The organism is Arthrobacter castelli DSM 16402 (assembly GCF_000430705.1).
Lineage (GTDB): Bacteria > Actinomycetota > Actinomycetes > Actinomycetales > Micrococcaceae > Arthrobacter_C > Arthrobacter_C castelli.
This window is the reverse complement of the sequence record NZ_AUMN01000013.1, coordinates 1-22,921: the sequence shown is the minus strand read 5'-3', so window position 1 is coordinate 22,921 and position 22,921 is coordinate 1. Positions and strand designations below refer to the sequence as shown.

Below are 22,921 nucleotides of genomic sequence, written 5' to 3'. Positions count from 1 at the left end.
AGGAGAAACATGCTGGAACGGGCAGGAGCGGACACCTTCGAATATGACCTGCATGGTGGCCATGGGCCGGTGACCATGCAGTGGCACTTCTTCGAGCAGTCGCGGCTTCCCGTGGCGGTGCAGACGTGGGAACTGGCCCCCGGCGGCAGCGAGGGCCGGCACGCGCACTCCGGTGACGGTGAACTGGAGGAGCTGTATCTTGTCCTCGACGGAACCGGCCGGATGCACGTTGGCGACGCGGTCTACGACGTCGACCGCGGCGATTCGGTGCTGGCCCGCCCGGGGGCGGAGCACGACCTGCTCAATACCGGCGACGGGCCGCTGCGGATCCTGATGATCTGGGGTCCTCCAGGCCACGCGGACTTCTCGGACTTCGGCTCCGCACAGGCCGCCCGGGCGGCCAAGGCGTCAACCGTGAGCGGACGAGGCCTGCCATAGGTCAGGGTTCCACCCGGGGCATCCGGGAAATTCAGCGAGCCGGTGATTTGGAGGGAGGAAACTGGTAGCGTCTGAATAAGTCAGCTGGCTGACCAATCTCAGTGATCAAGGGGTGTGCGTGTTCCTCAATCAGCACGAACAAGAGCGACTCATGATCTACCTCGCGAGCAACCTCGCCTGGGAGCGCAGGGAGCGCGGGCTCAAACTCAATCTGCCGGAAGCGACAGCCGTCATATCGTCCGCGCTCTACGAGGGCGCCCGCGACGGGAAATCGGTCGCGGACCTGATGGAGCATGGGCGCACCATACTGTCCCGCGGTGATGTGATGGACGGCGTGCCCGAAATGCTGGCCCAGGTCCAGATCGAAGCCACCTTCCCCGACGGAACCAAGCTCGTGACAGTGACAGGACCGATCCAATGAGCGAAGCAGGCAAGGACCAAAATCAACCACTCGACGCCACGCACCCGTCGGATTATCCGGGGCGCGAGTATCCCGACCAGGACAGCCCCGATCGGTCCTCGTTCGACTCCCATGCCGAGCGTTCCCACTCCTCGGGCACCCACAGCCCCAGCGAGCCGCGCAGGCCGGGCACCGGCGAACGGCAGGCCCCGCTGCGCAGCGGCCCTGAGGTGGAGGACACGACCCCGATCATTCCGGGCGAGATCCTGATGGCGCCCGACGACGTCGCCATCAACGAAGGCCTTGAGGCCACCACGATGCGCGTTGCCAACACCGCCGACCGCCCCATCCAGGTCGGATCGCACTTCCACTTCGCCGAAGTCAACGCTGCCCTCGAATTCGACCGCGACACGGCGTGGGGCCAACGGCTCAACGTCCTGTCCGGCGGCGCCGTGCGGTTCGAACCCGGTGCAGTCGCCGAAGTACAGCTGGTTCCGATCCGCGGGCGCCGCATCGTGTGGGGGTTGCGGGGTCTTTGCAAAGGAGCGCTTGATGGTTAGGATTTCACGGTCCGAGTACGTCTCCTCGTATGGGCCGACCACCGGGGACAGGATCCGGCTGGCCGACACCAATCTGCTGATCGAGGTCACCGAGGATCTCTCCGGCGGCGGCGACGAATCCGTCTTCGGCGGCGGCAAGTCGATCCGCGAGTCGATGGGCCAGTCCTGCGCGACGCGCGCCGAGGGCACACCGGACCTGGTCATCACCGGCGCAGTCATTCTCGACCATTGGGGAATCATTAAGGCCGACGTCGGCGTCCGCGACGGGCGGATCTGCGGCATTGGCAAGTCCGGCAACCCGGACACCATGGACGGCATCGACCCGAACCTGGTGATAGGCCCGTCGACGGAGATCATGGCCGGCAACGGCACGATCCTCACGGCCGGCACCATCGACACCCACGTCCACTACGTGGGTCCCGATATGTTCAACCTGGCCTTGGCCGTGGGCACCACTACGATGGTTGGCGGCGGCACCGGCCCCTTCGAGGGATCGAAGGCCACGCTGGCCACTCCCGGCTCATGGTGGCTGGCGCGCATGTTCGAGAGCATGGAACCGCTTCCGGTCAACTACCTGATGCTCGGACGCGGCAACACCGTCTCCGAGGAAGCCATGCGGGAGCAGCTGCGCGGCGGCGCCGGTGGTTTCAAGGTCCACGAGGACTGGGGCGCCACACCGGCCGCGGTCGACGCCGCCCTGCGGGTGGCCGATGACTCAGGCGTGCAGGTGGCCATCCACTCCGACACCCTCAACGAGGCGGGGTTCGTCGAAGACCTGCTGCGGGCCGTCGACGGCAGGACCTTCCACTCGTACCATACCGAAGGTGCGGGCGGCGGCCACGCCCCCGACATCATCCGTATCGCCGCGGAGTCCAACGTGCTGCCGGCATCGACCAACCCGACACGTCCCTTCACGGTCAACACCGTCGATGAGCATCTCGACATGGTGATGGTTGCCCATCACCTCAACCCGCAGGTGCCCAACGACCTGGCGTTCGCCGAAAGCCGGGTGCGGGCCGGGACCATCGCCGCCGAGGACGTGCTCCAGGATGTCGGCGCGCTGTCGATCATGTCCTCCGATGCCCAGGCGATGGGCCGGATCGGGGAGGTCGCCCTGCGCACCTGGCAGACGGCGCACCGGATGAAGCGGCTGCGCGGCTCCCTGCCCGGAGACGACCGGGCCGACAATAACCGGGCCCGTCGGTACGTCGCCAAATACACGATCTGCCCGGCAGTCGCCCACGGCCTGGAACCACATATCGGCTCGGTCGAAGTCGGCAAGATGGCTGACCTGGTGCTGTGGCAGCCTGCGCTGTTCGGGATCCGGCCACACACCGTCATCAAGGGCGGTATGGCCGCATCGGCTGCGCTCGGAGATCCGAACGCGTCGATCCCGACGCCGCAACCGGTGCTGCCGAGGCCCGGATTCAACCACCACAGCCCGACGGCGTCGGCCACCAGCGTGGCCTTCGTCGCCCAGGCCGCGATCGACGACGGGTTGGCCGACCGGCTGAATGTGGAGCGTGACCTGGTCGCCGTCGAGAACGTCCGGGACCGGGGCAAGGCCGATATGCCGCAGAACTCCGCGATGCCATCGATCGAGGTGGATCCGGACACCTATGGGGTCACGGTCGATGGGGAGCTGATCGAGCATCAGCCCGCGGCCGAGGTCCCCATGGGCCAGCGGTACTTCCTCTTCTGAATGGCACGCGGAACTGAGGCGCTGCTGCTGCTGTCCGATGGGCGGCTTCCCGCAGGAGGATATGCCCATTCCGGCGGCCTGGAATCGGCGATCAGGATGGGCCGTGTCAATGACATCGAAGACCTGAAGCGGTTCCTCACGGGCCGGGCCACCACCAGCGGGGCCGTCGCCGCGGCCTTCGCCGCTGCTGCCTGCGGCGCGTGCCTCGGCGACCGGCTCGAGGACGTCTCCGTCCTCGATGATGAGTTCCAGGCGCGGACCCCGTCGCCGGCGCTGCGGCAGGTGTCCCGGACACTGGGACGCCAGTTGCTGCGGGCCATGACGGCCATCCACCCGCATCAGCTGCAACAGCGCCTGCCACGCCGGCTCAACCATCCGGTGGCCTTCGGCGCGGCCGCGGCGATGCTGGACCTTGAGCCGGACGACGCGGCGCGCGGTGTGCTGCACGAGACGCTGATGGGACCGGCGATGGCGGTGGTGAAACTGATGAGCGTGGATCCGTTCGACGCCCATCGCGCGCTGGCCGAACTCGTCCCGCTGCTCGACACGATCGCCGGCGACGCCGCCACGTACGCTGATGCCGACCCGGCCACGCTGCCCGCCTTCGGCGCACCACTGTCCGACGTCGTCGCCGAGCACCATGCCGCCGAGGAGGTGCGCCTCTTTGCTTCGTGAGAGCCATCCGGACGCGACGGCAGGGGCCCATGCCCCGCCGGCAGCCGCGCCGGTCGACGCCGCGGCCATGACCGCCCGAGCGGCCGTCAGCTGCCAGAACGTCGACGGGGCCGCCAACCGGCTGACCCGGCTGCGCTCCGAGGGGCAGTTCGTGCTGCGCCCCACCCACCCCAAAGGCTTCGAACCGTGGGCCCACGGTGCCGCGGCAGCAGGCCGGGTCTCGGTGTCCGCGGGAACGGCCGGGCCCCTGGGCGGCGACCGGCTGTCGCTGGACGTGTATGTGGGGCCTGGTGCGGTGCTGGTGCTCAACGAGATTTCGGCGACCCTGGCGCTGCCGGGCACCAGCGGCGAACAGTCGGTCATTACTTTCACGGTGCGCGTCGACGACGGCGCCACGCTGATCTGGCTGCCCGAGCCCGTCATCGCTGCGCGTAATTGCGACCACCGGCAGGACATCCGCGTGTCGTTGGCGGCCAGCGCCCGGTTCCTGCTGCGCGAGGAACTGATCGTCGGCCGGCACAATGAGGCTCCAGGCAATATCGCCCAGCACGTCCGGGTAGTCCGTGACGATCGACCCATCTATGACCAGAATCTGCGGCTCGGCGACCGGTACCAGGGATGGGACAGCCCCTCAGTGGCGGACCGGAGCAAAGCCGTGGGCAATATGCTGATCGTCGACCCGGCGTCCGGGATCGGCACCAACCGTGCCGACTTGATCGAGGCCAACACCGTCGGCGTCGGCCTCGACGACGACGTCGTCCAGGCCAGCGCGGTCGCGGCGGACAGCCTCGCCCTCTCGCATGCGCTGGACGAGGTGCTCAACCGGCTGGGCCCGCCGTGGTCGCGGTAGGCCCGGGGCCGCCGCCATTTCCCGGCGGCGGTTTCGACGCGGCCCCCGTCCGGGGCAAGACCAACGACCCAATAACCGAGGAGAAGAAATGACTGCTGAAGAAACCGCACCGAGTCCGACGTCGGCGCCACAGACCCGCTCGCTGCGCATTGGCGTGGCCGGCCCGGTAGGCACCGGGAAGAGCTCGACGATCGCGACCCTGTGCCGCGCGCTGTCGGACGAGTACCGGATCGGCGTGATCACCAACGACATCTACACCGACGAGGACGCCAGGTTCCTGCGCGCCGAAGGGGTGCTGCCTGCCGAGCGCATCCGTGCCGTGGAGACCGGCGCCTGCCCGCACACCGCCATCCGCGACGACGTGACCATGAACCTGCTGGCCGTCGAAGACATGGAACAGGACTTCGCGCCGCTGGATATCGTGCTGGTCGAAAGCGGCGGTGACAACCTCACTGCCACCTTTTCCCCATCGCTGATCGACGCCCAGCTGTTCGTGCTCGACGTCGCCGGCGGCGGCGACGTGGCCAGGAAGGGAGGCCCCGGGATCGGACGGGCGGACCTGCTGGTGATCAACAAGATCGACCTGGCCGAATATGTCGACGTTGACGTCGAGCAGATGGTTGCCGATGCGACGGCGGCCCGGGACGGCAAACCGGTGCTGGCGCTGTCCCGCAAGCGGCAGCAGAGCATCGATGAACTCAGCGACTGGGTCCGCCAGCTCAAGGGCAAGTACCATAGCGGAGAGCACGTGCCGACCGATCCGGGTCCGATGGCGCCTCATTTCCACGCCGACGAAGACGGCGGGTACGTCCACACGCACGAATAAATCGGCGACCGGGACGGGGAACGTTGACGGTGAACAGGCACGTCGAGCATCACGCCGAAGACGCGGATGTCCTCGTCGGCCGGGCGATCCAGGAGCTGCGTGCCCACGGCGAGCGGGTCACCGCAGGCCGCCGCCGGATACTCCAGCTGCTGGCAGCACACGCCGAGCACCTGACGGCCGACGATGTCGCCGCCCGGACGGACGACGACGGGGTCCATCGTGCAACGGTCTACCGCTCCCTGGAGCTGTTCGCCGCGACGGGAATCGTGGCGCACCGGCAACTGCCCGGAGGCGCGACCGCCTACCACCTGGCGACGTCGACCCACCTCCATGGGCACTGCGTGGTGTGCCAGAAGGTCATTGCCCTGCCCTCCGACGTGTTCGACGATGCAGCGGACCGGATGCTGCGGCAGCGCGGGTTCGCTTTCGACCCCAACCGCAGCTCGATCATGGGCACCTGCGACTCCTGCCGTGCAGCGTCATCCTTGTCCGCGGAAGAGTAGCTGCAGCGTTCCATCCGCCGCCAGCACGTCGTCGGCCTCGACGCCGTAGACCGATTTCACCGTGTCGGCGGTGAGCACCTCGGACGGCGTGCCGGTGGCGTGGACGTTCCCGGCTGAGAGCAGCACGATCGAATCGCAGTATCGCGCGGCGAGATTGAGGTCGTGAAGTACGACGACGGTCGTCAGCGCCAGTTCCCGGACCAGTTGCAGCACCTGATGCTGGTAGCTGATGTCCAGATGGTTGGTCGGCTCGTCCAGCAGCAGGCACTGCGCCTGCTGCACGAGCGCCCGGGCCATCAGAACCCGCTGCTTCTCGCCGCCGGAGAGCTCGTCGAGGCCGCGGGAGGCCAGATGCAGTGCCCCGACCCGTTCCAGGGCTGAGACGGCGAGCCTCTCGTCCCGAGCCGAGTGCCGGGCGAACAGGCCGCGGTGCGGGGTCCGTCCCATCAGCACCGTGTCGGCGACGGTCTGCATCAGGTCTCCCGCAGGCTCCTGGACGACGACGGCGATCTGCCGGGCGATCTGCCGGGCGGAGATCGTGCGGACATCGACGCCGTCGAAGGTCACCATGCCGGTGTCCGGGGTGAGGGCACCATAGAGCGTGCGCAGCAGTGTGGTCTTGCCGCTGCCGTTGGGACCGATGAGCCCGAGTATCTCCCCGTTGCGGGCGGTGAGCGAGACATCGCGCAGCACGGGCGTGGAACCGTAGGCATGTGAGATACCGGCGGCGGAGAGCATCAGCCGGTGCTCCGGTCAAGCTGTTCGGCAATCATCTCCAGGCCCTTCACGGTCAGCGGGGAGGCCGGTTCGGTGAAGTTGAACAGCTGTGTCATGATCCGGTCTTCGGCCACCGCATCGATGGTCTGCGCCCCCGGCAGCGACGTGACGGCCCGCTTCGTGCCCTGCTCCCGGCCCTGGTAGAGCAGGATGAGCACATCGGGGTCGGCGGCGATGAGCTGTTCGGCCTGTACTTCGAAGACCCGTTCGTCCGAGTCGGCGAATACGTTCGCCAGCCCGGCCGCCTCGAGTTGCGGCTGTGCCATGCTGGCGCTGCCATAGGCGTAGAGCGGGCCGCCTCCGACGGTGGGATACAGCACGGCGGCCGTGAGGTCCTTGCCGTCTGCGGTGCGCTGCTTGACCGCTTCCACCCGGGACTTCAGGTCCTTGATCAGCCCGGCGGCCGCGCCGCGGCGGTCGAAGACCACCCCGTAGCGCCTGATCTCGTCATAGAGCGTGGCGAATGTTGCCTCGTCGGCGCCGTCGGCGCCGCCGGGGCAGTAGAGCTCCTGGGTGAGCACGTTGATTCCCGCCGCGGACAGCGACTGGCGCGAGAAGCCTTCGGGCAGCCCGAGCACCAGGTCGGGAGTCTGGCCAATGACTGCCTCCTGGGAGATCATCAGATGCCCCGAAGCATTGAGTTCATCCGACACCGACGGTACCGACTCGACTGCCTGGGACAGCCCCGCATCGTAATACCCCGGCGGGAAGGAACCGGCGCGGGCAACGACCCGGTCGAACACACCGATACCGTCGAGTATTGTCACCGGCGCGCTCTCCAGCAGCATGACGCGTTCGGGCGGCGCCTCGAAAGTGACCTCGGTGCCGCAGTTCTCCACTATGACAGGGAATCCTGCGGATGCTGCCTCCCGGTCATGCTGGTTTTGCTTCGGACCGGCACCGGAGCAGCCCGAAACCATCAGCAGTGCGGTGGCCAGCAGGGCAGTGGTTGGCAGCGCCGGGCGCACGGCACGCCGACCGAAGAAACGCATGGCAGACCTTTCGTTAACGACGAACGGAATACGGATCACGGTTAAGCCCGCTGCGCCGTCATCCGGCGGATGAGCACGATGAGGAACGGCGCACCGACCAGGGCCGTGATGATGCCGATCGGCAGCTCCCGCGGCTCCATCAGCACCCGTGCCAGCGCGTCGGCCCACACCAGCAGCACGGCACCCAGCAGCGCGGTCACCGGAATCAGGCGGGCGTGGGCGGCGCCGACCATGCGTCGGCCCAGATGCGGCACCACCAGGCCGACGAAACCAATCGCCCCCGAGGCGGCCACGGCCAGGCCGGTGCACAGCGAGACGACGAGCAGCAGCTGGATGCGTGTGGTGTCCGGCCGCACCCCCAGCGTCCGCGCTGTCTCATCGCCGGCAGTGAGCGCATCGAGCCGGGGAGCCCACAGATACATAAACCCCGCGCTGAGCACGACGACGATGAACACGAGCGCCAGCAGCGCGCCCCACCGGGCCAGCGTCAGCGAGCCGAGCATCCAGAACATCACCGACCGGGCGCCGGCGACGTCGTCGGACATGAAGATCAGGAAGCTGGTCGCGGCAGAGAGCGCGTAGCCGATCGCGATGCCCGACAGCAGCAGGCGCACGGAGGTGACCTGCCCGTTCGTGCGGGCGAGCGCGAAGACCAGCAGCGACGCCAGCAGCGCGCCGATAAAGGCACTCACCGGCAGGGCGTATTGTCCGGCCCCGGCCGCATAGCCGAACAGAATCGCGCCGGCCGCGCCCGTCGATGCTCCCGAGGAGATGCCCAGCACGTAGGGATCGGCCAACACGTTGCGGACCATGGCCTGCAAGGCGGCGCCGCAGATGGCCAGCGCCGCGCCTACGGCAAGCCCCAGCAGCACCCGGGGAGTGCGCAGGCCCCACACGATGGCGTCCTGGGCGGGCGTCCAGAGCTGCACACCATTTAGCGCGCCGTCCAGCGGCAGCCCCACGTGGTGGCCGATGATCGCCAGCACGGTGACCGGGTCGATGTCGGCAGGACCGATGCCGATGCACAGCACCGCGCTGACGACGACGGCGAGCAGCAGGCACGTAGTCCAGACGTGGGTACGGCGGCGCATCCCGGCGGTCAGCTGAGCGGAATCCGACCGGGCCGCGGTGCTGCCGCGGAGCACTCCGACGCTCAATCTTGCCTCCTGCGTGAGCCGGGCTGCTGCAGCATGACCGCCGTCGACAGGGGCGCAGTTGCTGCGACATTGTTGCAACTACGCTAGCACCGTTGCCCCAGCGCCAGCGAGGTATTTTTCGCTGTTTAGTGCCGGGAGGCCCGCACGGCCGACCAGCCGCGGGTGTGGACCGGGCAGTGCCGCGGCGCGTGCGCCTTCAGCTGTGAGCGGCCCGCGACGACGATGCGAGCGAGCCAGCGGATTCGGCGCCGCAGGATGATGAGCACGAGGAGGGCAAGGGCCGCTGTCTGCGGCCAAAGCGGGGCCGGCCAGTTGTCCGGCGCCGGCGGGTAGCCCCCGTCAGATAAACCAGCGGCTCGTTCGAAATGGTTACGCGAACCGGGGAACAACACACCGTCGACGGCATAGGCAACCGGGAACGCGGCCGGGCCGGCCAGGAAGTTGGTCACCGCCCACTGGTTCACATGTCGCGACTCGTGCACGCTCAGCTGCCGCTCTTTGATGCGGCGTTGGGCGATGTTCGGGCCGTAGCGTATGTACGTACCTTCATTCCCGATGCCGTACGCCTGGCTGCTGGCCGGACTGCCGGGCATCCATGCGACGAACACGTCGCCGAGCATCGTGCCGCCGGCACTGGTGCGTGGTGGCGGCCAGAACATCACCAGCATGGGCGGCCTGGAACATGGCTCCATACCGAGAGCGCGTCCGGCGAGGAGTCCCACGCCGCTGATGGGCGCGACCAGCACGTGACGGGCAGCGTTCCACACCGGTGGCGGCGAGATTCGCAGCCGGGGCTCCTGCTCGATCTCCCCGTCCCGGGTGATGCGGCTGCCGCAGGGGATCTCAGGCGAGAGCGCCTCCAGCGGGCGGGCGCTTGCCCCCGCGAGCAGGAGCAGCGCGACCACATAGATCACACCTGCCCGCATGCGCCGGTGGGAGGCGCAGGTGGTGCACGTCGCGGCTTTGCGCAGCCGATGGACGTGAAAGCGGGGCGTGGACCAGACCAATCCGGCAATGCCGAAGCAGATGGTGCATGCCAAGGTGCGCGCGACGGGTCGCGCTCGGTTGATCACCCGGCTCGTTCGCCTTGTCATGACCGCCTGTCTCTGGTTGCGTATCAGTTACCCTCATCCGGTCAGTGGATAACTGTCAAGGATGCAGGGGGCGTCCTCAGAACTCTTGTAGAGCACAGCCACGGCCCTTGCAGGGGGCCATGACAAACCTCAGATCGGTGGCGGTCTGCGAATTGCGGCCTGCCTTGAGCGTATTGGCGGGGTGAGCATGTCTTGCATACCAGCGGCGTGAATGGCGTCGAGGCCTTTCAAGACCTCTTCGGATCCATCATCTGTTTCGCCCGCATCGCCGAAAACTGCAACGGAATTGCAAGCCATTTCGGAGGTGAACCGGGAGGCATAGAAGATGCCGTCGAATTGGGCGGCAGCGAACGCTTCTGCCCATTGCCGGGTGAGCTCGTAGTCAGTGGAGGCGGACAGCTCTCTATTGGCGCCATGGCGTACGGCATGTGCATGAGCAGTGTTCGCATATTCGCCTGGCCGAGGCAGGTGAATGCGATGGACTTCGATGGTGGGGATGACATCTGGAGGGATTCCGTGGCCAAGGATCCGGCGCCGCATCTTCTCGCGTATTGCGGTTTCGATAGTCGTTGCGGCATAGCAGGTGCCTCTCGGAGGGCGGAGGTCAAAGCGTTGCGATCCGTTTGAGCCAAACCAGCACGCGCCCCGTCCCGGCGTAACTGCCCGATAAAGCTCCATTGTTGGCTCGAACGCCACCGATGGAAATCCCGTCAAGTCCGGCGGGGGTTCTGCCAGTCCCGGATCGCCGCTCAAGCGGCCCAACTTGCAGCATCTTCCCGCGCCAGCGCTTTTACACTTTCTGGGTCGTAACCGTCCCGAAGCCACTGGGCTGCGGATTTACCGTCGAGCTCGTCATCCACAACGGCGGTGAGCCATGCGCCCCAACTCCAGGGCGCCTCCGGCGAACCGGAGGCCAAAATCGTCAGCACCTCGTCCAAGTGGGGGAGGACGCTCCCGTCATCCAGGAATTGCCACACTGGATAGAGCAGTACGTTGTCGTCGGTTTTGCAGGCAAGCAGTTTATGGGCTTTCGCCCTTTTCCGAAGGGCTTGCCTGCTGAGTCTCAGCCACTCCTGTAGCCCCCGGGTGTCGTAGTATGGGCCGACCTTGTTCAAGAGCTGGTTTGTCTCGTCGTCGGCCGGCAAGCCACGTGCCAATGATTCAGCCAATACTTTGACATTGACTTCTCTAAGAGTCTTGCCCTGTCTCTGCAGGGACAGTCGGAGTTCGCTGAGGAACGAGTCGACACCGTTGGAGCCGTCCGCGCTGGATACGTCGACGGTTTCGCCTGACTGTCGGAGGGCGTTTCCTTCATTTCCCGCAGCGGCGACCCACTCGCCGCCTTCTCCTGCTTCCACCGCAATCCCACCTTGTAAACTCCGTAAACCGAGTCTACCAACAGGGATGGTTTACGTCACATTTTATGTGTGTTGATGGAGACTTCCCCCGGTCCTTCCTGGTGCGTGGCGGTGCTTTCCGCGGGTTCGCCTTAGAGCACGGTGCGGATGGAGTTTTCGAAGTCTGCCACGTGCTGGCGGGTGAGTTTGGCGGCCCGGTCCGCATCGCCGTCGGCAATGGCGTGGAGCAGTTCCGCGTGTTCGGTGATGTGCGCGGAGACATGGGGCAGCTTGTTGAGCACCAGGAACCAGATCCGCACGGCGAGGTTGTCGTAGCGGATCAGCACGTCTTCCAGGTGCGGGTTGCCGGCGGCGTGATAGATGGCGCGGTGTACGGCAATGTCGAAGCGCATCAGCGCCCGCGGGTCCGAGGAGTCGCCGTCCAGTTCCGCGATCGATGCGGCCAGCCGCCTCAGTTCGTCGCGTGCCTCGTCCGTGGCGTCCTCGGCGGCGCGCCGCGCGGCCAGCGGCTCCAGCGAGAGGCGGATGTCCGAAATCTGGGCCAGTTCGGTGATGTCCACCATGGTGGCAAAGGTCCCGCGGCGGGGGTAGGAGACCACCAGGTGGTCGCGCTCCAGCCGCTTGAGCCCTTCCCGCAGCGGGGTGCGGCCGATCGCGAGTTCGGTGGCCAGCTCCGCCTCGTTGATGGGCGCTCCGGGGCGGATGTCCAGGGTGATCAGCTTGTCGCGCACCTTCCGGTACGCACTTTCGGCCATGGAGAGTCCGACGTCGTGCGCCTCAAGTAAGTCTGGTGCCTCGTTCATGATGCTGCCGTCATCGCCTTCCATCGAGCGTGGCGGGATATTTTTCTCCGTCACCATTGACTCCCGTGTGAGCTTAAGCATATCGTAGCTATCAATCTGATATATCAATAGTTTACTAAACATATTTCAACGGGAGGTTTCATGAGTACGGCCCTGCACACCGAGCCTCTGCCGGAGGTTCCCACCGAGGCAGCTGGGCTCGGCCGGACGCTGGCGGACGCGGATCCGGAGATCACTGCCGCGATCGACGCCGAGCTGAACCGCCAGCAGACCACGCTGGAGATGATCGCTTCGGAAAACTTCGCCCCGGCCGCGGTGATGGCCGCCCAGGGATCGGTGCTGACCAACAAATATGCCGAAGGCTATCCGGGCCGGCGCTACTACGGCGGCTGCGAACATGTCGACGTCGTCGAGCAGCTGGCCATCGACCGGATCAAGGAGCTGTTCGGCGCCGAGGCAGCGAACGTGCAGCCGCATTCCGGCGCCCAGGCCAACGCCGCAGCCATGTTCGCGCTGCTCGATCCGGGCGACACCATCCTGGGCCTGGATCTGGCCCACGGCGGCCACCTCACTCACGGGATGCGGATCAATTTCTCCGGCAAGCTCTACAACGTGGTTCCGTACCACGTGGATGAAACCGACTATCGCGTGGAGATGGACGAGGTGGAGCGGCTGGCCCGCGAGCACAGGCCGCGGATGATCGTCGCCGGCTGGTCGGCCTACTCCCGGCAGCTGGATTTCGCCCGCTTCCGGCAGATCGCCGACGACGTCGGAGCGTACCTGATGGTCGACATGGCCCACTTCGCGGGGCTGGTGGCCGCGGGACTGCACCCCAGTCCGGTGCCCTATGCCGACGTCGTCACCACCACCACGCACAAGACCCTTGGCGGCCCGCGCGGCGGAGTCATTCTCAGCAAGGCCGAATACGCCAAAAAGATCAACAGTGCCGTGTTCCCCGGCCAGCAGGGCGGACCGCTGGAGCACGTGATCGCCGCCAAGGCAGTGGCGTTCAAGCTGGCAGCTTCGGACGAGTTCCGGCAGCGCCAGCGGCGCACGCTCGACGGCGCACGGATCCTCGCCGACCGGCTGCTCGCCGACGACGTGGCCGACGCCGGCATCACGGTTCTCTCGGGCGGCACCGACGTCCACCTGGTGCTGGCGGATCTGCGAAACTCGGCGCTCAATGGCAAGCAGGGCGAGGACCTGTTGCACGCCATCGGCATCACGGTGAACCGCAATTCCATTCCGTTCGACCCGCGGCCGCCGATGGTCTCGTCGGGCCTGCGGATCGGCACCCCGGCGCTGGCCACCCGGGGATTCGGCGACGCGGAGTTCACCGAGGTCGCCGACATCCTGGCCACCGCCTTGGCCATGGCGGCGGGCGCGGCCGGCACGGACGACGACGTCGGAAGCGCCCTGCTAACAGCGGCAGAACTTGCGCCCCTGCGCGGCCGGGTGGAGCACCTGGCACGCCAGTTCCCCCTCTACCAGGACGGAGCCGGAAAATGACCACCACGATGAGCCACGATTCGCTGGGCGAGCACAAGGAATTCCTGTGGCGCAATGCCGAGCCGAAATCCTCCTATGACGCCGTGATCATCGGCGGTGGCGGACACGGACTCGCCACCGCGTACTACCTGGCCAGGAACCACGGGATGACCAACATCGCCATCCTGGAGCGCGGCTGGCTGGCCGGCGGCAACATGGCCCGCAACACCACCATCATCCGCTCGAATTACCTCTGGGACGAGAGCGCGGCGATCTACAACACCGCGCTGAACCTGTGGGAGGGACTGCCCGAGGAACTCGACTACGACTTCCTGTTCAGCCAGCGCGGGGTGCTGAACCTGGCCCACACCCTGCAGGAAGTGCGCGACAGCACCCGCCGGGTCTTCGCCAACCAGCTTAACGGCGTTGACTCGCACTGGGTGGAGCCGGACGAGATCAAAGAGATCTGCCCGGTGCTGAACACCTCCGACAACATCCGCTATCCGGTGATGGGCGCCACCTGGCAGCCGCGGGCGGGCATCGCCAAGCACGACCATGTGGCATGGGCCTTCGCCCGGGCCTGCGATGCGATGGGCGTGGATATCATCCAGGGCTGCGAAGTCACCGGGTTCATCAAGGACGGCAACCGGGTCACCGGCGTCGAAACCAACCTGGGCCGGATCAACGCCGGCAAGGTCGGGATGGCCGCCGCCGGGCACAGCTCGCTGCTGGCCGAAATGGCCGGATTCCGGCTGCCCATCCAGTCGCATCCGTTGCAGGCACTGGTCTCCGAGCTGCACGAAAAGGTGCACCCCACCGTGGTGATGTCCAACCACGTCCACGTCTACTGTTCCCAGGCGCACAAGGGCGAACTGGTACTCGGCGCCGGGGTGGATTCGTACAACGGGTACGGGCAGCGCGGTTCCTTCCACGTCATCGAGGAACAGATGGCTGCCGCCGTCGAGCTCTTCCCGATGTTCTCCCGGGCACATGTCTTGCGCACCTGGGGCGGGGTCGTCGACGTCACCCTGGATGCCTCGCCGATTATCGGCAAGACGCCGGTGGACAACCTCTACGTGAACTGCGGTTGGGGCACCGGCGGGTTCAAGGGGACCCCGGCGGCCGGCTACACGTTCGCCCACACTATTGCCCACGACGAGCCGCACGAATTGAACGAACCCTTCGCCCTGGATCGGTTTGTCAGCGGCGCCCTGATCGACGAGCACGGCGCCGCCGCCGTCGCCCACTAAAGCTAAAAGGACCAAAGATGATTTTGATCGACTGCCCGCACTGCGGCCCGCGCAACGAAGACGAATTCACCTATGGGGGCCAGGCGCATGTGCCCTACCCGGCGAACCCCGACGAGTTGACCGACGCCGAGTGGGCCGGGTTCCTCTTCTACCGCGACAATCCGTTGGGCGAATTCGCCGAGCGCTGGATGCACGGGTTGGGGTGCCGGCGCTGGTTCAACGCCGTGCGCGACACCTACAGCTACAAGATCATCACCACCTACCCGATGGGCTGGGCCGCGCCACAGACACAGCCGCAGACACAGCCCGACACCAAGGAGGTCTCGGCATGAGCAACGCACACCGCGTCCCCGACGGCGGCCGGATCGACCGCAGCAGGGCGCTGCAATTGAGCATCGACGGCGAAAAGCTCGACGCACACCCCGGAGATACCGTTGCCTCGGCCATGCTGGCTTCCGGCCGGACCGAAGCTGCCCCCTCGCTGTACCTGGGCCGGCCGCGCGGCATCTTCGCCGACGGCGTGGCCGAGCCGAACGCGCTGATCCGGGTCGACAGGCCCGGGAAAACCGGCGTGGCCGAATCGATGCTGCAGTCGTCCATGGTCGAGGCCATCGACGGCCTGGACATGGAGCTGCTCTCCGGCAAGGGCCGGCTGGACCCGGCCGAGGACGACTCCCTCTACGACAAGAAGTACGTGCACACCGACGTGCTCGTGATCGGGGGAGGTCCCGCCGGGCTGGCCGCCGCACAGGCGGCCGCAGCGACGGATGCCCGGGTGATCCTGGTCGACGACCAGCCGGAGCTGGGCGGGTCGCTGCTGGCCTCGCCGGACGAGACGATCGACGGGGCCGGTGCTCCGGAGTGGATCGAGACGGCGCGGAACGCATTGGACGCAGCGGAAGAATGCACCGTGCTGCACCGCACCACGGCGTTTGGCAGCTACGACGACAACTTTGTGCTCGCCGTCGAAAACCGGACTGACCACCTGGGGGAGCAGGCCCCGGCGAATGTCTCCCGGCAGCGGGTCTGGCACATCCGTGCCGGGCAGGTCATCGTCGCCACCGGCGCCCACGAACGCCCGCTGGTGTTCGCCAACAACGACCGTCCCGGCATCATGCTCGCTTCGGCCGTGCGCAGCTACCTGAACCGCTACGGCGTCGCCGCCGGGCGCAAGGCAGTGGTGACGACGACGAACGACAGCGTCTACGGGCTCGTTACCGACCTGGCCCGCGCCGGAGTGGAGGTGGCCGCCGTCGTCGACGCCCGTCCCGAACTGTCGGACGCAGCCCGCGCCGCCGCTGAACAGGTCCAGGGACTGCGGATCCTCACCGGCTCCGCCGTCGTGGACACCGACGCCGCCGACCCGACCGCCGGTGACGGGGACGCTGCCGGCGGGCAACTTTCCGGCGTCACGGTCAGTGGCCTGGCCGACGACGGCAGCCTCGCCGGTCCGGTTGAGCAGATCGAATGCGACCTGCTCGCCGTTTCCGGCGGATTCAGCCCGGTGGTGCACCTGCACAGCCAGCGGCAAGGCAAGCTTCGCTTCGACGAGACGCTGGTCGGATTCGTGCCTGCGGACCAGGTCGAGGACCAGCAGGTCGTCGGGGCTGCCCGGGGCAATTACGCACTGGACGGATGCGTCAACGACGGCGCACTCGCCGGCGCCGCCGCGGCCGCGCAGACCGGCTTCGGCCAGGCCGAATGGCCGGTGCTGGCGGACCCGGCCGCCGATGCTTCGCCCACCCGGCCGCTGTGGCTCACCCCCGCGCTGGACGGCGAACCGGCCGGCTGGGACACGCACTTCATCGACCTGCAGCGCGACTCCACCGTCGCCGACGTGCTCCGGGCCACCGGCGCCGGAATGCGCAGCGTGGAACTGGTCAAGCGCTACACCTCGCTGAGCACCGCCGCGGACCAGGGCAAGACGTCGGCGGTCAATGCCATCGGTGTCATCGCCGAAGCGCTGGAGGGGCAGGGGCCCGGCCAGGTCGGCACCACCACCTTCCGCGCCCCCTACATGCCGGTGCCGTTCGCGGCACTCGCCGGCCGGGAACGTGGAGACCTGTTCGACCCGGCCCGATTGACCTCCATGCACCCCTGGCACCTGGACCATGGCGCGGTGTTCGAGGACGTCGGCCAGTGGAAGCGTCCGCGCTATTACCCGCAGCCCGGGGAAGACATGGACGCCGCAGTGTGGCGCGAATGCCGCGCGGCCCGGACTTCGGTCGGCTTCCAGGATGCCAGCACGCTGGGCAAGATCGAGATCGCCGGTGCCGACGCCGGCGAGTTCCTGAACCGGATCTACACCAACGGCTTCAAGAAACTGCCCCGGGGCAAGGGCCGCTACGGCGTCATGTGCACCACGGACGGGATGGTGTTCGACGACGGCGTCACCTTGCGGGTCGACGAGGACCGGTACTTCATGACCGCCACCACCGGCGGCGCCGCCAAGGTGCTGGAATGGCTGGAGGAATGGCTGCAGACCGAATGGCCGGAGCTGGACGTGATGTGCACGTCGGTGACCGAACAGTGGTCGACCGTTGCCGTCGTCGGGCCCAAATCCCGTGAGGTGATCGCCAAGCTGGCACCGGACCTGGATGTGTCGCAGGAAGCCTTCGAGTTCATGCATTTCCGGCACACCACGCTGGCCTCCGGGATTCCGGCGCGGATCTGCCGGATCTCCTTCTCCGGCGAACTGGCCTTCGAGATCAACGTCTCCGGCTGGTTCGGGCTGGACGTGTGGGAGCAGGTGACCGCGGCCGGGGCGGAATTCAACATCACCCCCTACGGCACGGAAACCATGCACGTGCTCCGCGCGGAGAAGGGCTTCATCATCGCCGGGCAGGACACCGACGGAACGGTCACCCCGCAGGACGCCGGCATGGAATGGGTGGTCTCCAAGCGGAAGGATTTTTTGGGCAAGCGGTCCTACGCGCGGCTGGACCAGCAGCGCGGCGACCGCAAACAATTGGTGGGCCTGCTGCCCGCGGACAAGACCTTCCGGCTGCCCGAAGGGGCGCACCTGGTCGAACAAGGAACGCCAATCACCCCCGAAAAGGCGCCGGTGCCGATGCTGGGACACGTCACCTCCAGCTACCACAGTGAAGCGCTGGGTAGGTCCTTCGCGCTGGCGCTGATCAAGGGCGGCCGGGAACGGATCGGCCGGCAGGTGGTCGCTCCGGTGAATGGAACGTTGATGGAAGTGGAAGTAACGGACACGGTGCTGTACGACCGGGAAGGAAGCAAGCGCGATGGCTAGTACATTGTTGGAGGACAACATCCAGGTCCCTGCCTCGAGCGGGCCGACTGAGCGGCGGCACAGTCCGGTGGAGCACCTGCACGAGGCCTTCCGGGCCGCGGAAGTAACAGGTTCCCGGGCGGTGCGCCTGCGGGAAATACCGTACGTGACGATGATTGGGCTGCGGGTCGATCCTGCATCGGCCGCCGCATCCGCCCTCAGCGAGGTGCTCGGCGCACCGCTGCCGGCCGTCTGCGGGCAGACCACCCACGGCGCAGGCCACACGGTGTTGTGGCAGGGCCCCGACGAGTTTTTAGTCATTACCGACGACGCTGCGTCACCGTTGGTGGACCAGCTCACCGAACGGCTCGGCGATGCGCCGGGATCCGTCGTCGACCTTTCCGCCAACCGCACCACCCTGGAGCTGTCCGGACCATCGGCCCGCGCCGTGCTGGAAAAGAGCTGCGCAGTCGACCTGCACCCCAGGGCCTTCACCCCGGGCACTGCGGTATCCACCGCAGTCGGCGCCGTGCCGGTGGTGCTGTGGCAGACCGACGACGCTCCGACCTACCGGTTACTGCCCAGGTCTTCTTTTGCCGATCATCTGGGCCGCTGGCTGATGGACGGAATGGCCGAGTTCGCAGCAGAACCGCTGCCGGCGCACTCACAATCGGGGAGTGATCCGGGATGGCACTGAGCGCGCTCGACCTCTATTCGGTCGGCATCGGCCCGTCGTCCAGTCACACGGTCGGGCCGATGCGGGCGGCCAAGCTGTTCGTGGAATCGGTCGCGGCCGGCCGCGGGCTCGGAACCGTCAAGCGGGTTAAGGCCGAGCTGTTCGGGTCGCTCGGCGCCACCGGCCTCGGGCACGGCTCCGACAAGGCGGTCATCCTCGGGTTGACCGGACAAGCTCCCGAAACCGTGGAGGCCGACGGCTCCGACGACGTCGTCCGGGAGATCTGCGACGAGGAAAAACTGTCGCTGGCCGGAACCCAGCCGGTGCGCTTCAACCGGTCTGCCGACGTCGTCCTGCACCGGCGCAAGTCGCTTCCGGCCCACCCCAACGGGATGAAGTTCAGCGTCTTCGACGAGGATGGCGGGCTGCTCGCCGAGGAGATCTACTACTCGATCGGCGGCGGGTTCGTCGTTACCGAGGCGGAAGCGCAGCAGGACAAAATCGTCGACGACGACACACCCTTGCCGTATCCCTTCACCACGTCCGCCGAATTGGTGCGGCATTGCCGGCAGAACGGCCTGTCGATCAGCGAACTGATGCTGGCCAATGAACGGGCCTGGCGCCCCGACGATCAGACCCGCGCCGCGCTGCTGCACATTTGGGACGTGATGCGTGAATGCGTCACCAACGGCTGCACCACCGAGGAAACCACGCTGCCCGGGGGAATGAAGGTTGCGCGGCGGGCAGCGAAACTGCACCGGCAACTGACCGAGCAGGCCGACGAGCTGGATCCCATCCGTGCGATGGACTGGGTGAACCTGTTCGCGTTGGCGGTCAACGAAGAGAACGCGGCCGGCGGACGCGTGGTGACGGCTCCTACCAACGGCGCTGCCGGCATCGTGCCCGCTGTGCTGCATTATTACGCGAAGTTTATTGACGGGGCCGACGACGACGGCGTGCTGCGCTACCTGCTCACCGCCGCCGCCATCGGCATCCTGTACAAGGAGAACGCCTCCATTTCCGGGGCCGAAGTAGGGTGCCAGGGCGAAGTTGGTTCGGCCTGTTCGATGGCGGCGGCCGGGCTGTGCGAAGTGCTTGGCGGCAGTGTGGAGCAGGTGGAGAACGCTGCCGAAATCGGGATTGAACACAACCTTGGGCTGACCTGCGACCCGGTCGGCGGGCTGGTGCAGATCCCGTGTATCGAGCGGAACGCCATCGCCAGTTCCAAGGCGATTAACGCGGCGCGGCTGGCCATGAAAGGCGACGGCCGGCACTCGGTTTCCCTCGACCAGGCGATCAAGACCATGGCCGATACCGGTGCCGATATGAAGTCCAAGTACAAGGAAACCTCCCGCGGCGGTCTCGCCGTCAATGTCACGGAGTGTTGAGACGAACGAGTGTTGAGATGAACGAGTGTTGAGATGACCCCGATTGATCACCTGCACCGTCGCCCCGCCCAGGCGACATCCCGTGCGGACGGCCCCGCCGACGTCGAACACGTCCTCACCCTCGACTGCGACGAAAGCCCCGGGATCGTCCACGCCGTCTCCGGCTTCCTGGTGGAGCAAAACTGCGACATCATCGATAACCAGCAGTTCGGCGACCGCATCAACGGCCGATTCTATATGCGGGTCCACATGGCCTCCGCGAAAGACGCCCGGCCCGCCGGAACCGAGGATCTGCGGGAGGCGTTTGCGCCCGTGGCGGAGCAATTCGGCATGCGCTGGCAACTCGAGCCGGCCGGAGCCAAACGGCGGATCCTGATCATGGTGTCCCGATATGGGCACTGCCTCAACGACCTGCTGTATGAGGCAACCACCGGCGCACTGCCCGTCGAGATTGCCGGCGTCGTGTCCAATCATCGCGACCATGCATCTCTGGTCGAATGGCATCGCATCCCGTTCTTCCACATCCCCGTCACCCGCGACACGAAGCCCGAAGCCGAAGCCAGGCTGGTGGAGGTGCTGGACGAACTCGACATCGAACTCGTGGTGCTCGCCCGTTACATGCAGGTGCTCAGCGACGAACTCAGCACCAGGCTCAGCGGCAAATGCATCAACATTCACCACTCATTTTTGCCCAGCTTCAAGGGCGCGAAACCGTATCATCAGGCGTACCAGCGCGGCGTGAAAACCGTTGGCGCGACCGCGCATTACGTGGACAGCGAGCTCGACGAAGGACCGATCATCTCCCAGCAAGTCGTCGAAGTCGACCATACCTACGGCCCGGACGACCTGGCCGCGGCCGGACGCGACACCGAATGCAAGGCGCTGTCCAACGCGGTGAAATGGCATTGCGAAGGACGGGTGATCCTGGCCGGCGGCAAGACAGTGGTGTTGCGGTAGCCCTGTGGATAAGTCTTCTCCTGGGGCTGGTGCCGGGTTAGTCTGAGTACTACTCATTTGCCAGCGCCCATCGAACCAGGACTTTCATGGCCCAGTCTCGTAGATCTTCCACGTGCAAAATGTCGATCGCGTCATCCGCTCTCGTCGTTGCCCTGGCGCTGGCGGGCTGCCAGGCGAGTGGGGCAGAGGACCCGACGACGCCGCCAGAGAGTTCTCAATCTACGTCCGCGTCACCGTCCGGGTCGATGACACCTACGCCTACGTCAACTCCGACTCCCACAACCCCGGAACCTACGCCTGCATCCTCGACCGGCCCCGCAGCCCACATCCCGGTGCCCGAAAAGCCGGCGCTGGCCGATAAGAACACCAAGGCCGGACTTAAGGCGTTCACTAAATGGTGGCTCGAACTCTTCAGCTACGGGTACGTGACGAATGACTGGAAGAAGTTTTGGGCTGTTACCGATCCAGGATGTAAGACATGCACCAATATTACTGGTCGCATTCAAGAACAATACTCTCCTGGCGGATGGATGAAGGGAGGGACATTGACGCTTGTCGACCACTTCACGAAGTTTGAGGAGAACACAGCGGGCTCGATTAATTCCTTCGCGCGTGTCCGGCAGGATTCAATTACATACTTTGATTCAAGCGGGAAGGAAGTTGGGGAATCTGAACCGGTTTCGGCAAAACTGTTTTCCGTTATCGCCTTCTACCATGAGGATCATTGGATAATGCTCGATTTCGGTTCTCCTGAGGGTACCTAAGTCATGTCCAAGGGGGGAAGACCGGCTGTCGAGGCTGTTATTGGTGGATTGTTGCTCACCACTGCTCTGCTCTCGGCCTCACCTGCAAACGCGAGAAGCAATGGAACGTCCGCAGGGATTGAGGACGGTGGCGTCGCAAATGCGTCCAATGTGAGCTGGAGCGTTATGCCCAGTGAGCCTTCGGGGGCTAAGCCAGATTCAGGGACCAAGCCAAATGGAGACACTATTGGGGACCAGGTGGCGTCGTCGCCCGCTGATGGCGTCCGTTATGTCTACGAGCGGGTGTGTACGGCGAATGTCGGTGATTATCTGGATCCGGCGACGTGTGTGGAGCTCGATGCCCGGTGCACTGGTGGCGAGGACGGCATTTTGGTCCAGTGGATTGAGGTCGATACCAGTACGAGTCCTCCGACCGAGACGCCGACGGGGCGGCAGGATTGCCTGTACTCGGGTCAGCCTCCGGAGCCGCCGGCCGGTGGTGACTCAGCCGGGGATGAGCCGGTGGTGATTACTCTGCGCGAGTTTGAGAGCCAGCCCATTGTGGCGGCTCAGATTGTGTCGCAGCCGGAGCATTTCGGGCTGAAGAACGCGCACAGCAATGTGTATGCCGTTGCCGAGGAGCAGCAGTTCACCTTCGAATTCGAGGACGCTCAGATTCGGTTGCGGGCGTGGCCTGTCTCCTACCGGTGGAATTACGGCGACGGGACGGGACAAACCACCACCACCGGCGGGACGAAGCTGGATGTCGGTGCGATGAATACCGAAACGGCCACCAGCCACCGGTATACCGAAACCGGTGACTATAACGTGTCGCTGGTGACGTATTTCGCCGGCGATTATTCGGTCGACGGTGGCCCTTGGCGGCCGGTTGCGGGCGAGGCGGCGGTGCCCTCAGACCCGCACTTGATGAGTATCTGGACCTCCGAGACATCCCTCTACGCCGACAACTGCATCGAAAACCCCAACGGCGCCGGCTGTTGACCGATATGCGCCTCGCCACACGGTGAGTCCCGGCCGAGCTGTTA

General features: G+C 66.1%; 24 protein-coding genes. 17 read left to right on the top strand and 7 right to left on the bottom strand.

Annotated features, from left to right (window positions below; genetic code table 11):
• Nucleotides 1–9 precede the first annotated feature (9 nt).
• From H535_RS0114445 to H535_RS25670, 8 genes are all read left to right on the top strand, one after another.
• Nucleotides 10–438 (top strand): cupin domain-containing protein, encoded by a 429-nt coding sequence (locus H535_RS0114445; protein ID WP_026820112.1) that lies wholly within the window; start codon nucleotides 10–12, stop codon nucleotides 436–438.
• 118 nt (nucleotides 439–556) lie between these two features.
• Nucleotides 557–859, top strand: coding sequence for an urease subunit gamma (locus tag H535_RS0114440; protein WP_026820111.1), 303 nt, complete (start codon nucleotides 557–559; stop codon nucleotides 857–859).
• Nucleotides 856–1,398: an urease subunit beta gene (locus tag H535_RS29655; RefSeq protein WP_211236601.1), complete on the top strand. Its 543-nt coding sequence runs from the start codon at nucleotides 856–858 to the stop codon at nucleotides 1,396–1,398. Before H535_RS0114440 ends, H535_RS29655 begins: the two co-directional genes overlap by 4 nt.
• Complete coding sequence (locus tag H535_RS0114430) at nucleotides 1,391–3,100, top strand: urease subunit alpha (RefSeq protein WP_026820109.1); 1,710 nt, start codon at nucleotides 1,391–1,393, stop codon at nucleotides 3,098–3,100. The genes H535_RS29655 and H535_RS0114430 overlap by 8 nt, the downstream gene beginning before the upstream one ends.
• Nucleotides 3,101–3,775 (top strand): urease accessory protein UreF, encoded by a 675-nt coding sequence (locus H535_RS0114425; RefSeq protein WP_026820108.1) that lies wholly within the window; start codon nucleotides 3,101–3,103, stop codon nucleotides 3,773–3,775. It abuts the gene before it with no gap.
• Nucleotides 3,765–4,625 carry an urease accessory protein UreD gene (locus H535_RS25675; RefSeq protein WP_051299341.1) on the top strand — a complete coding sequence of 287 codons (861 nt, stop codon included), beginning with the start codon at nucleotides 3,765–3,767 and terminating at the stop codon, nucleotides 4,623–4,625. The genes H535_RS0114425 and H535_RS25675 overlap by 11 nt, the downstream gene beginning before the upstream one ends.
• 88 nt (nucleotides 4,626–4,713) lie before the next feature.
• Entirely contained in the window at nucleotides 4,714–5,451 is a 738-nt protein-coding gene (ureG, locus tag H535_RS0114415) for an urease accessory protein UreG (RefSeq protein WP_026820107.1), read from the top strand.
• A 29-nt stretch (nucleotides 5,452–5,480) separates the two neighbouring features.
• Nucleotides 5,481–5,954 (top strand): Fur family transcriptional regulator, encoded by a 474-nt coding sequence (locus tag H535_RS25670; protein ID WP_051299339.1) that lies wholly within the window; start codon nucleotides 5,481–5,483, stop codon nucleotides 5,952–5,954.
• Here H535_RS25670 and H535_RS0114405 read toward each other — a convergent pair.
• From H535_RS0114405 to H535_RS0114375, 7 genes are all read right to left on the bottom strand, one after another.
• Nucleotides 5,931–6,692, bottom strand: coding sequence for an ABC transporter ATP-binding protein (locus tag H535_RS0114405; protein WP_026820106.1), 762 nt, complete (start codon nucleotides 6,690–6,692; stop codon nucleotides 5,931–5,933). The two genes, H535_RS25670 and H535_RS0114405, sit on opposite strands and share 24 nt — an antisense overlap.
• Nucleotides 6,692–7,723 carry an ABC transporter substrate-binding protein gene (locus H535_RS0114400; RefSeq protein ID WP_035769758.1) on the bottom strand — a complete coding sequence of 344 codons (1,032 nt, stop codon included), beginning with the start codon at nucleotides 7,721–7,723 and terminating at the stop codon, nucleotides 6,692–6,694. Before H535_RS0114400 ends, H535_RS0114405 begins: the two co-directional genes overlap by 1 nt.
• Nucleotides 7,724–7,764: 41 nt before the next feature.
• Nucleotides 7,765–8,880 carry a FecCD family ABC transporter permease gene (locus tag H535_RS0114395; RefSeq protein WP_026820104.1) on the bottom strand — a complete coding sequence of 372 codons (1,116 nt, stop codon included), beginning with the start codon at nucleotides 8,878–8,880 and terminating at the stop codon, nucleotides 7,765–7,767.
• 125 nt (nucleotides 8,881–9,005) lie between these two features.
• A complete protein-coding gene (locus tag H535_RS25665; RefSeq protein WP_155838706.1) occupies nucleotides 9,006–9,974 on the bottom strand; it encodes a hypothetical protein in 969 nt (322 codons plus the stop codon).
• Between the two features lie 129 nt (nucleotides 9,975–10,103).
• Nucleotides 10,104–10,670 (bottom strand): RES family NAD+ phosphorylase, encoded by a 567-nt coding sequence (locus H535_RS28480; RefSeq protein ID WP_162144888.1) that lies wholly within the window; start codon nucleotides 10,668–10,670, stop codon nucleotides 10,104–10,106.
• A 53-nt stretch (nucleotides 10,671–10,723) separates the two neighbouring features.
• Nucleotides 10,724–11,332, bottom strand: coding sequence for a hypothetical protein (locus H535_RS0114380; RefSeq protein WP_051299335.1), 609 nt, complete (start codon nucleotides 11,330–11,332; stop codon nucleotides 10,724–10,726).
• A gap of 131 nt (nucleotides 11,333–11,463) precedes the next feature.
• Nucleotides 11,464–12,135, bottom strand: a complete 672-nt coding sequence (locus H535_RS0114375; protein WP_026820102.1) for a GntR family transcriptional regulator — start codon at nucleotides 12,133–12,135, stop codon at nucleotides 11,464–11,466.
• 141 nt (nucleotides 12,136–12,276) lie between these two features.
• Between H535_RS0114375 and glyA the strand changes: the two genes are divergently transcribed.
• From glyA to H535_RS27870, 9 genes are all read left to right on the top strand, one after another.
• The gene (gene glyA / locus H535_RS0114370; RefSeq protein WP_026820101.1) at nucleotides 12,277–13,644 is read left to right on the top strand and encodes a serine hydroxymethyltransferase; all 1,368 of its coding nucleotides are present in this window, start codon (nucleotides 12,277–12,279) and stop codon (nucleotides 13,642–13,644) included.
• 8 nt (nucleotides 13,645–13,652) lie between these two features.
• The gene (locus H535_RS0114365; RefSeq protein ID WP_026820100.1) at nucleotides 13,653–14,873 is read left to right on the top strand and encodes a sarcosine oxidase subunit beta family protein; all 1,221 of its coding nucleotides are present in this window, start codon (nucleotides 13,653–13,655) and stop codon (nucleotides 14,871–14,873) included.
• Between the two features lie 17 nt (nucleotides 14,874–14,890).
• Nucleotides 14,891–15,205 (top strand): sarcosine oxidase subunit delta, encoded by a 315-nt coding sequence (locus H535_RS25655; RefSeq protein ID WP_051299333.1) that lies wholly within the window; start codon nucleotides 14,891–14,893, stop codon nucleotides 15,203–15,205.
• The gene (locus H535_RS0114355) at nucleotides 15,202–18,132 is read left to right on the top strand and encodes a glycine cleavage T C-terminal barrel domain-containing protein (RefSeq protein WP_026820099.1); all 2,931 of its coding nucleotides are present in this window, start codon (nucleotides 15,202–15,204) and stop codon (nucleotides 18,130–18,132) included. Before H535_RS25655 ends, H535_RS0114355 begins: the two co-directional genes overlap by 4 nt.
• On the top strand, nucleotides 18,125–18,808 hold the full coding sequence (locus H535_RS25650; protein WP_051299331.1) for a sarcosine oxidase subunit gamma: 684 nt from the start codon (nucleotides 18,125–18,127) through the stop codon (nucleotides 18,806–18,808). Before H535_RS0114355 ends, H535_RS25650 begins: the two co-directional genes overlap by 8 nt.
• Nucleotides 18,799–20,175 (top strand): L-serine ammonia-lyase, encoded by a 1,377-nt coding sequence (locus tag H535_RS0114345; protein ID WP_026820098.1) that lies wholly within the window; start codon nucleotides 18,799–18,801, stop codon nucleotides 20,173–20,175. Before H535_RS25650 ends, H535_RS0114345 begins: the two co-directional genes overlap by 10 nt.
• 33 nt (nucleotides 20,176–20,208) lie before the next feature.
• Complete coding sequence (gene purU / locus H535_RS0114340) at nucleotides 20,209–21,132, top strand: formyltetrahydrofolate deformylase (protein ID WP_051299329.1); 924 nt, start codon at nucleotides 20,209–20,211, stop codon at nucleotides 21,130–21,132.
• A gap of 86 nt (nucleotides 21,133–21,218) precedes the next feature.
• Nucleotides 21,219–21,896: a DUF6318 family protein gene (locus H535_RS27875; protein ID WP_342667733.1), complete on the top strand. Its 678-nt coding sequence runs from the start codon at nucleotides 21,219–21,221 to the stop codon at nucleotides 21,894–21,896.
• A gap of 165 nt (nucleotides 21,897–22,061) precedes the next feature.
• A complete protein-coding gene (locus H535_RS27870; protein WP_162144887.1) occupies nucleotides 22,062–22,877 on the top strand; it encodes a PKD domain-containing protein in 816 nt (271 codons plus the stop codon).
• Nucleotides 22,878–22,921 lie beyond the last annotated feature (44 nt).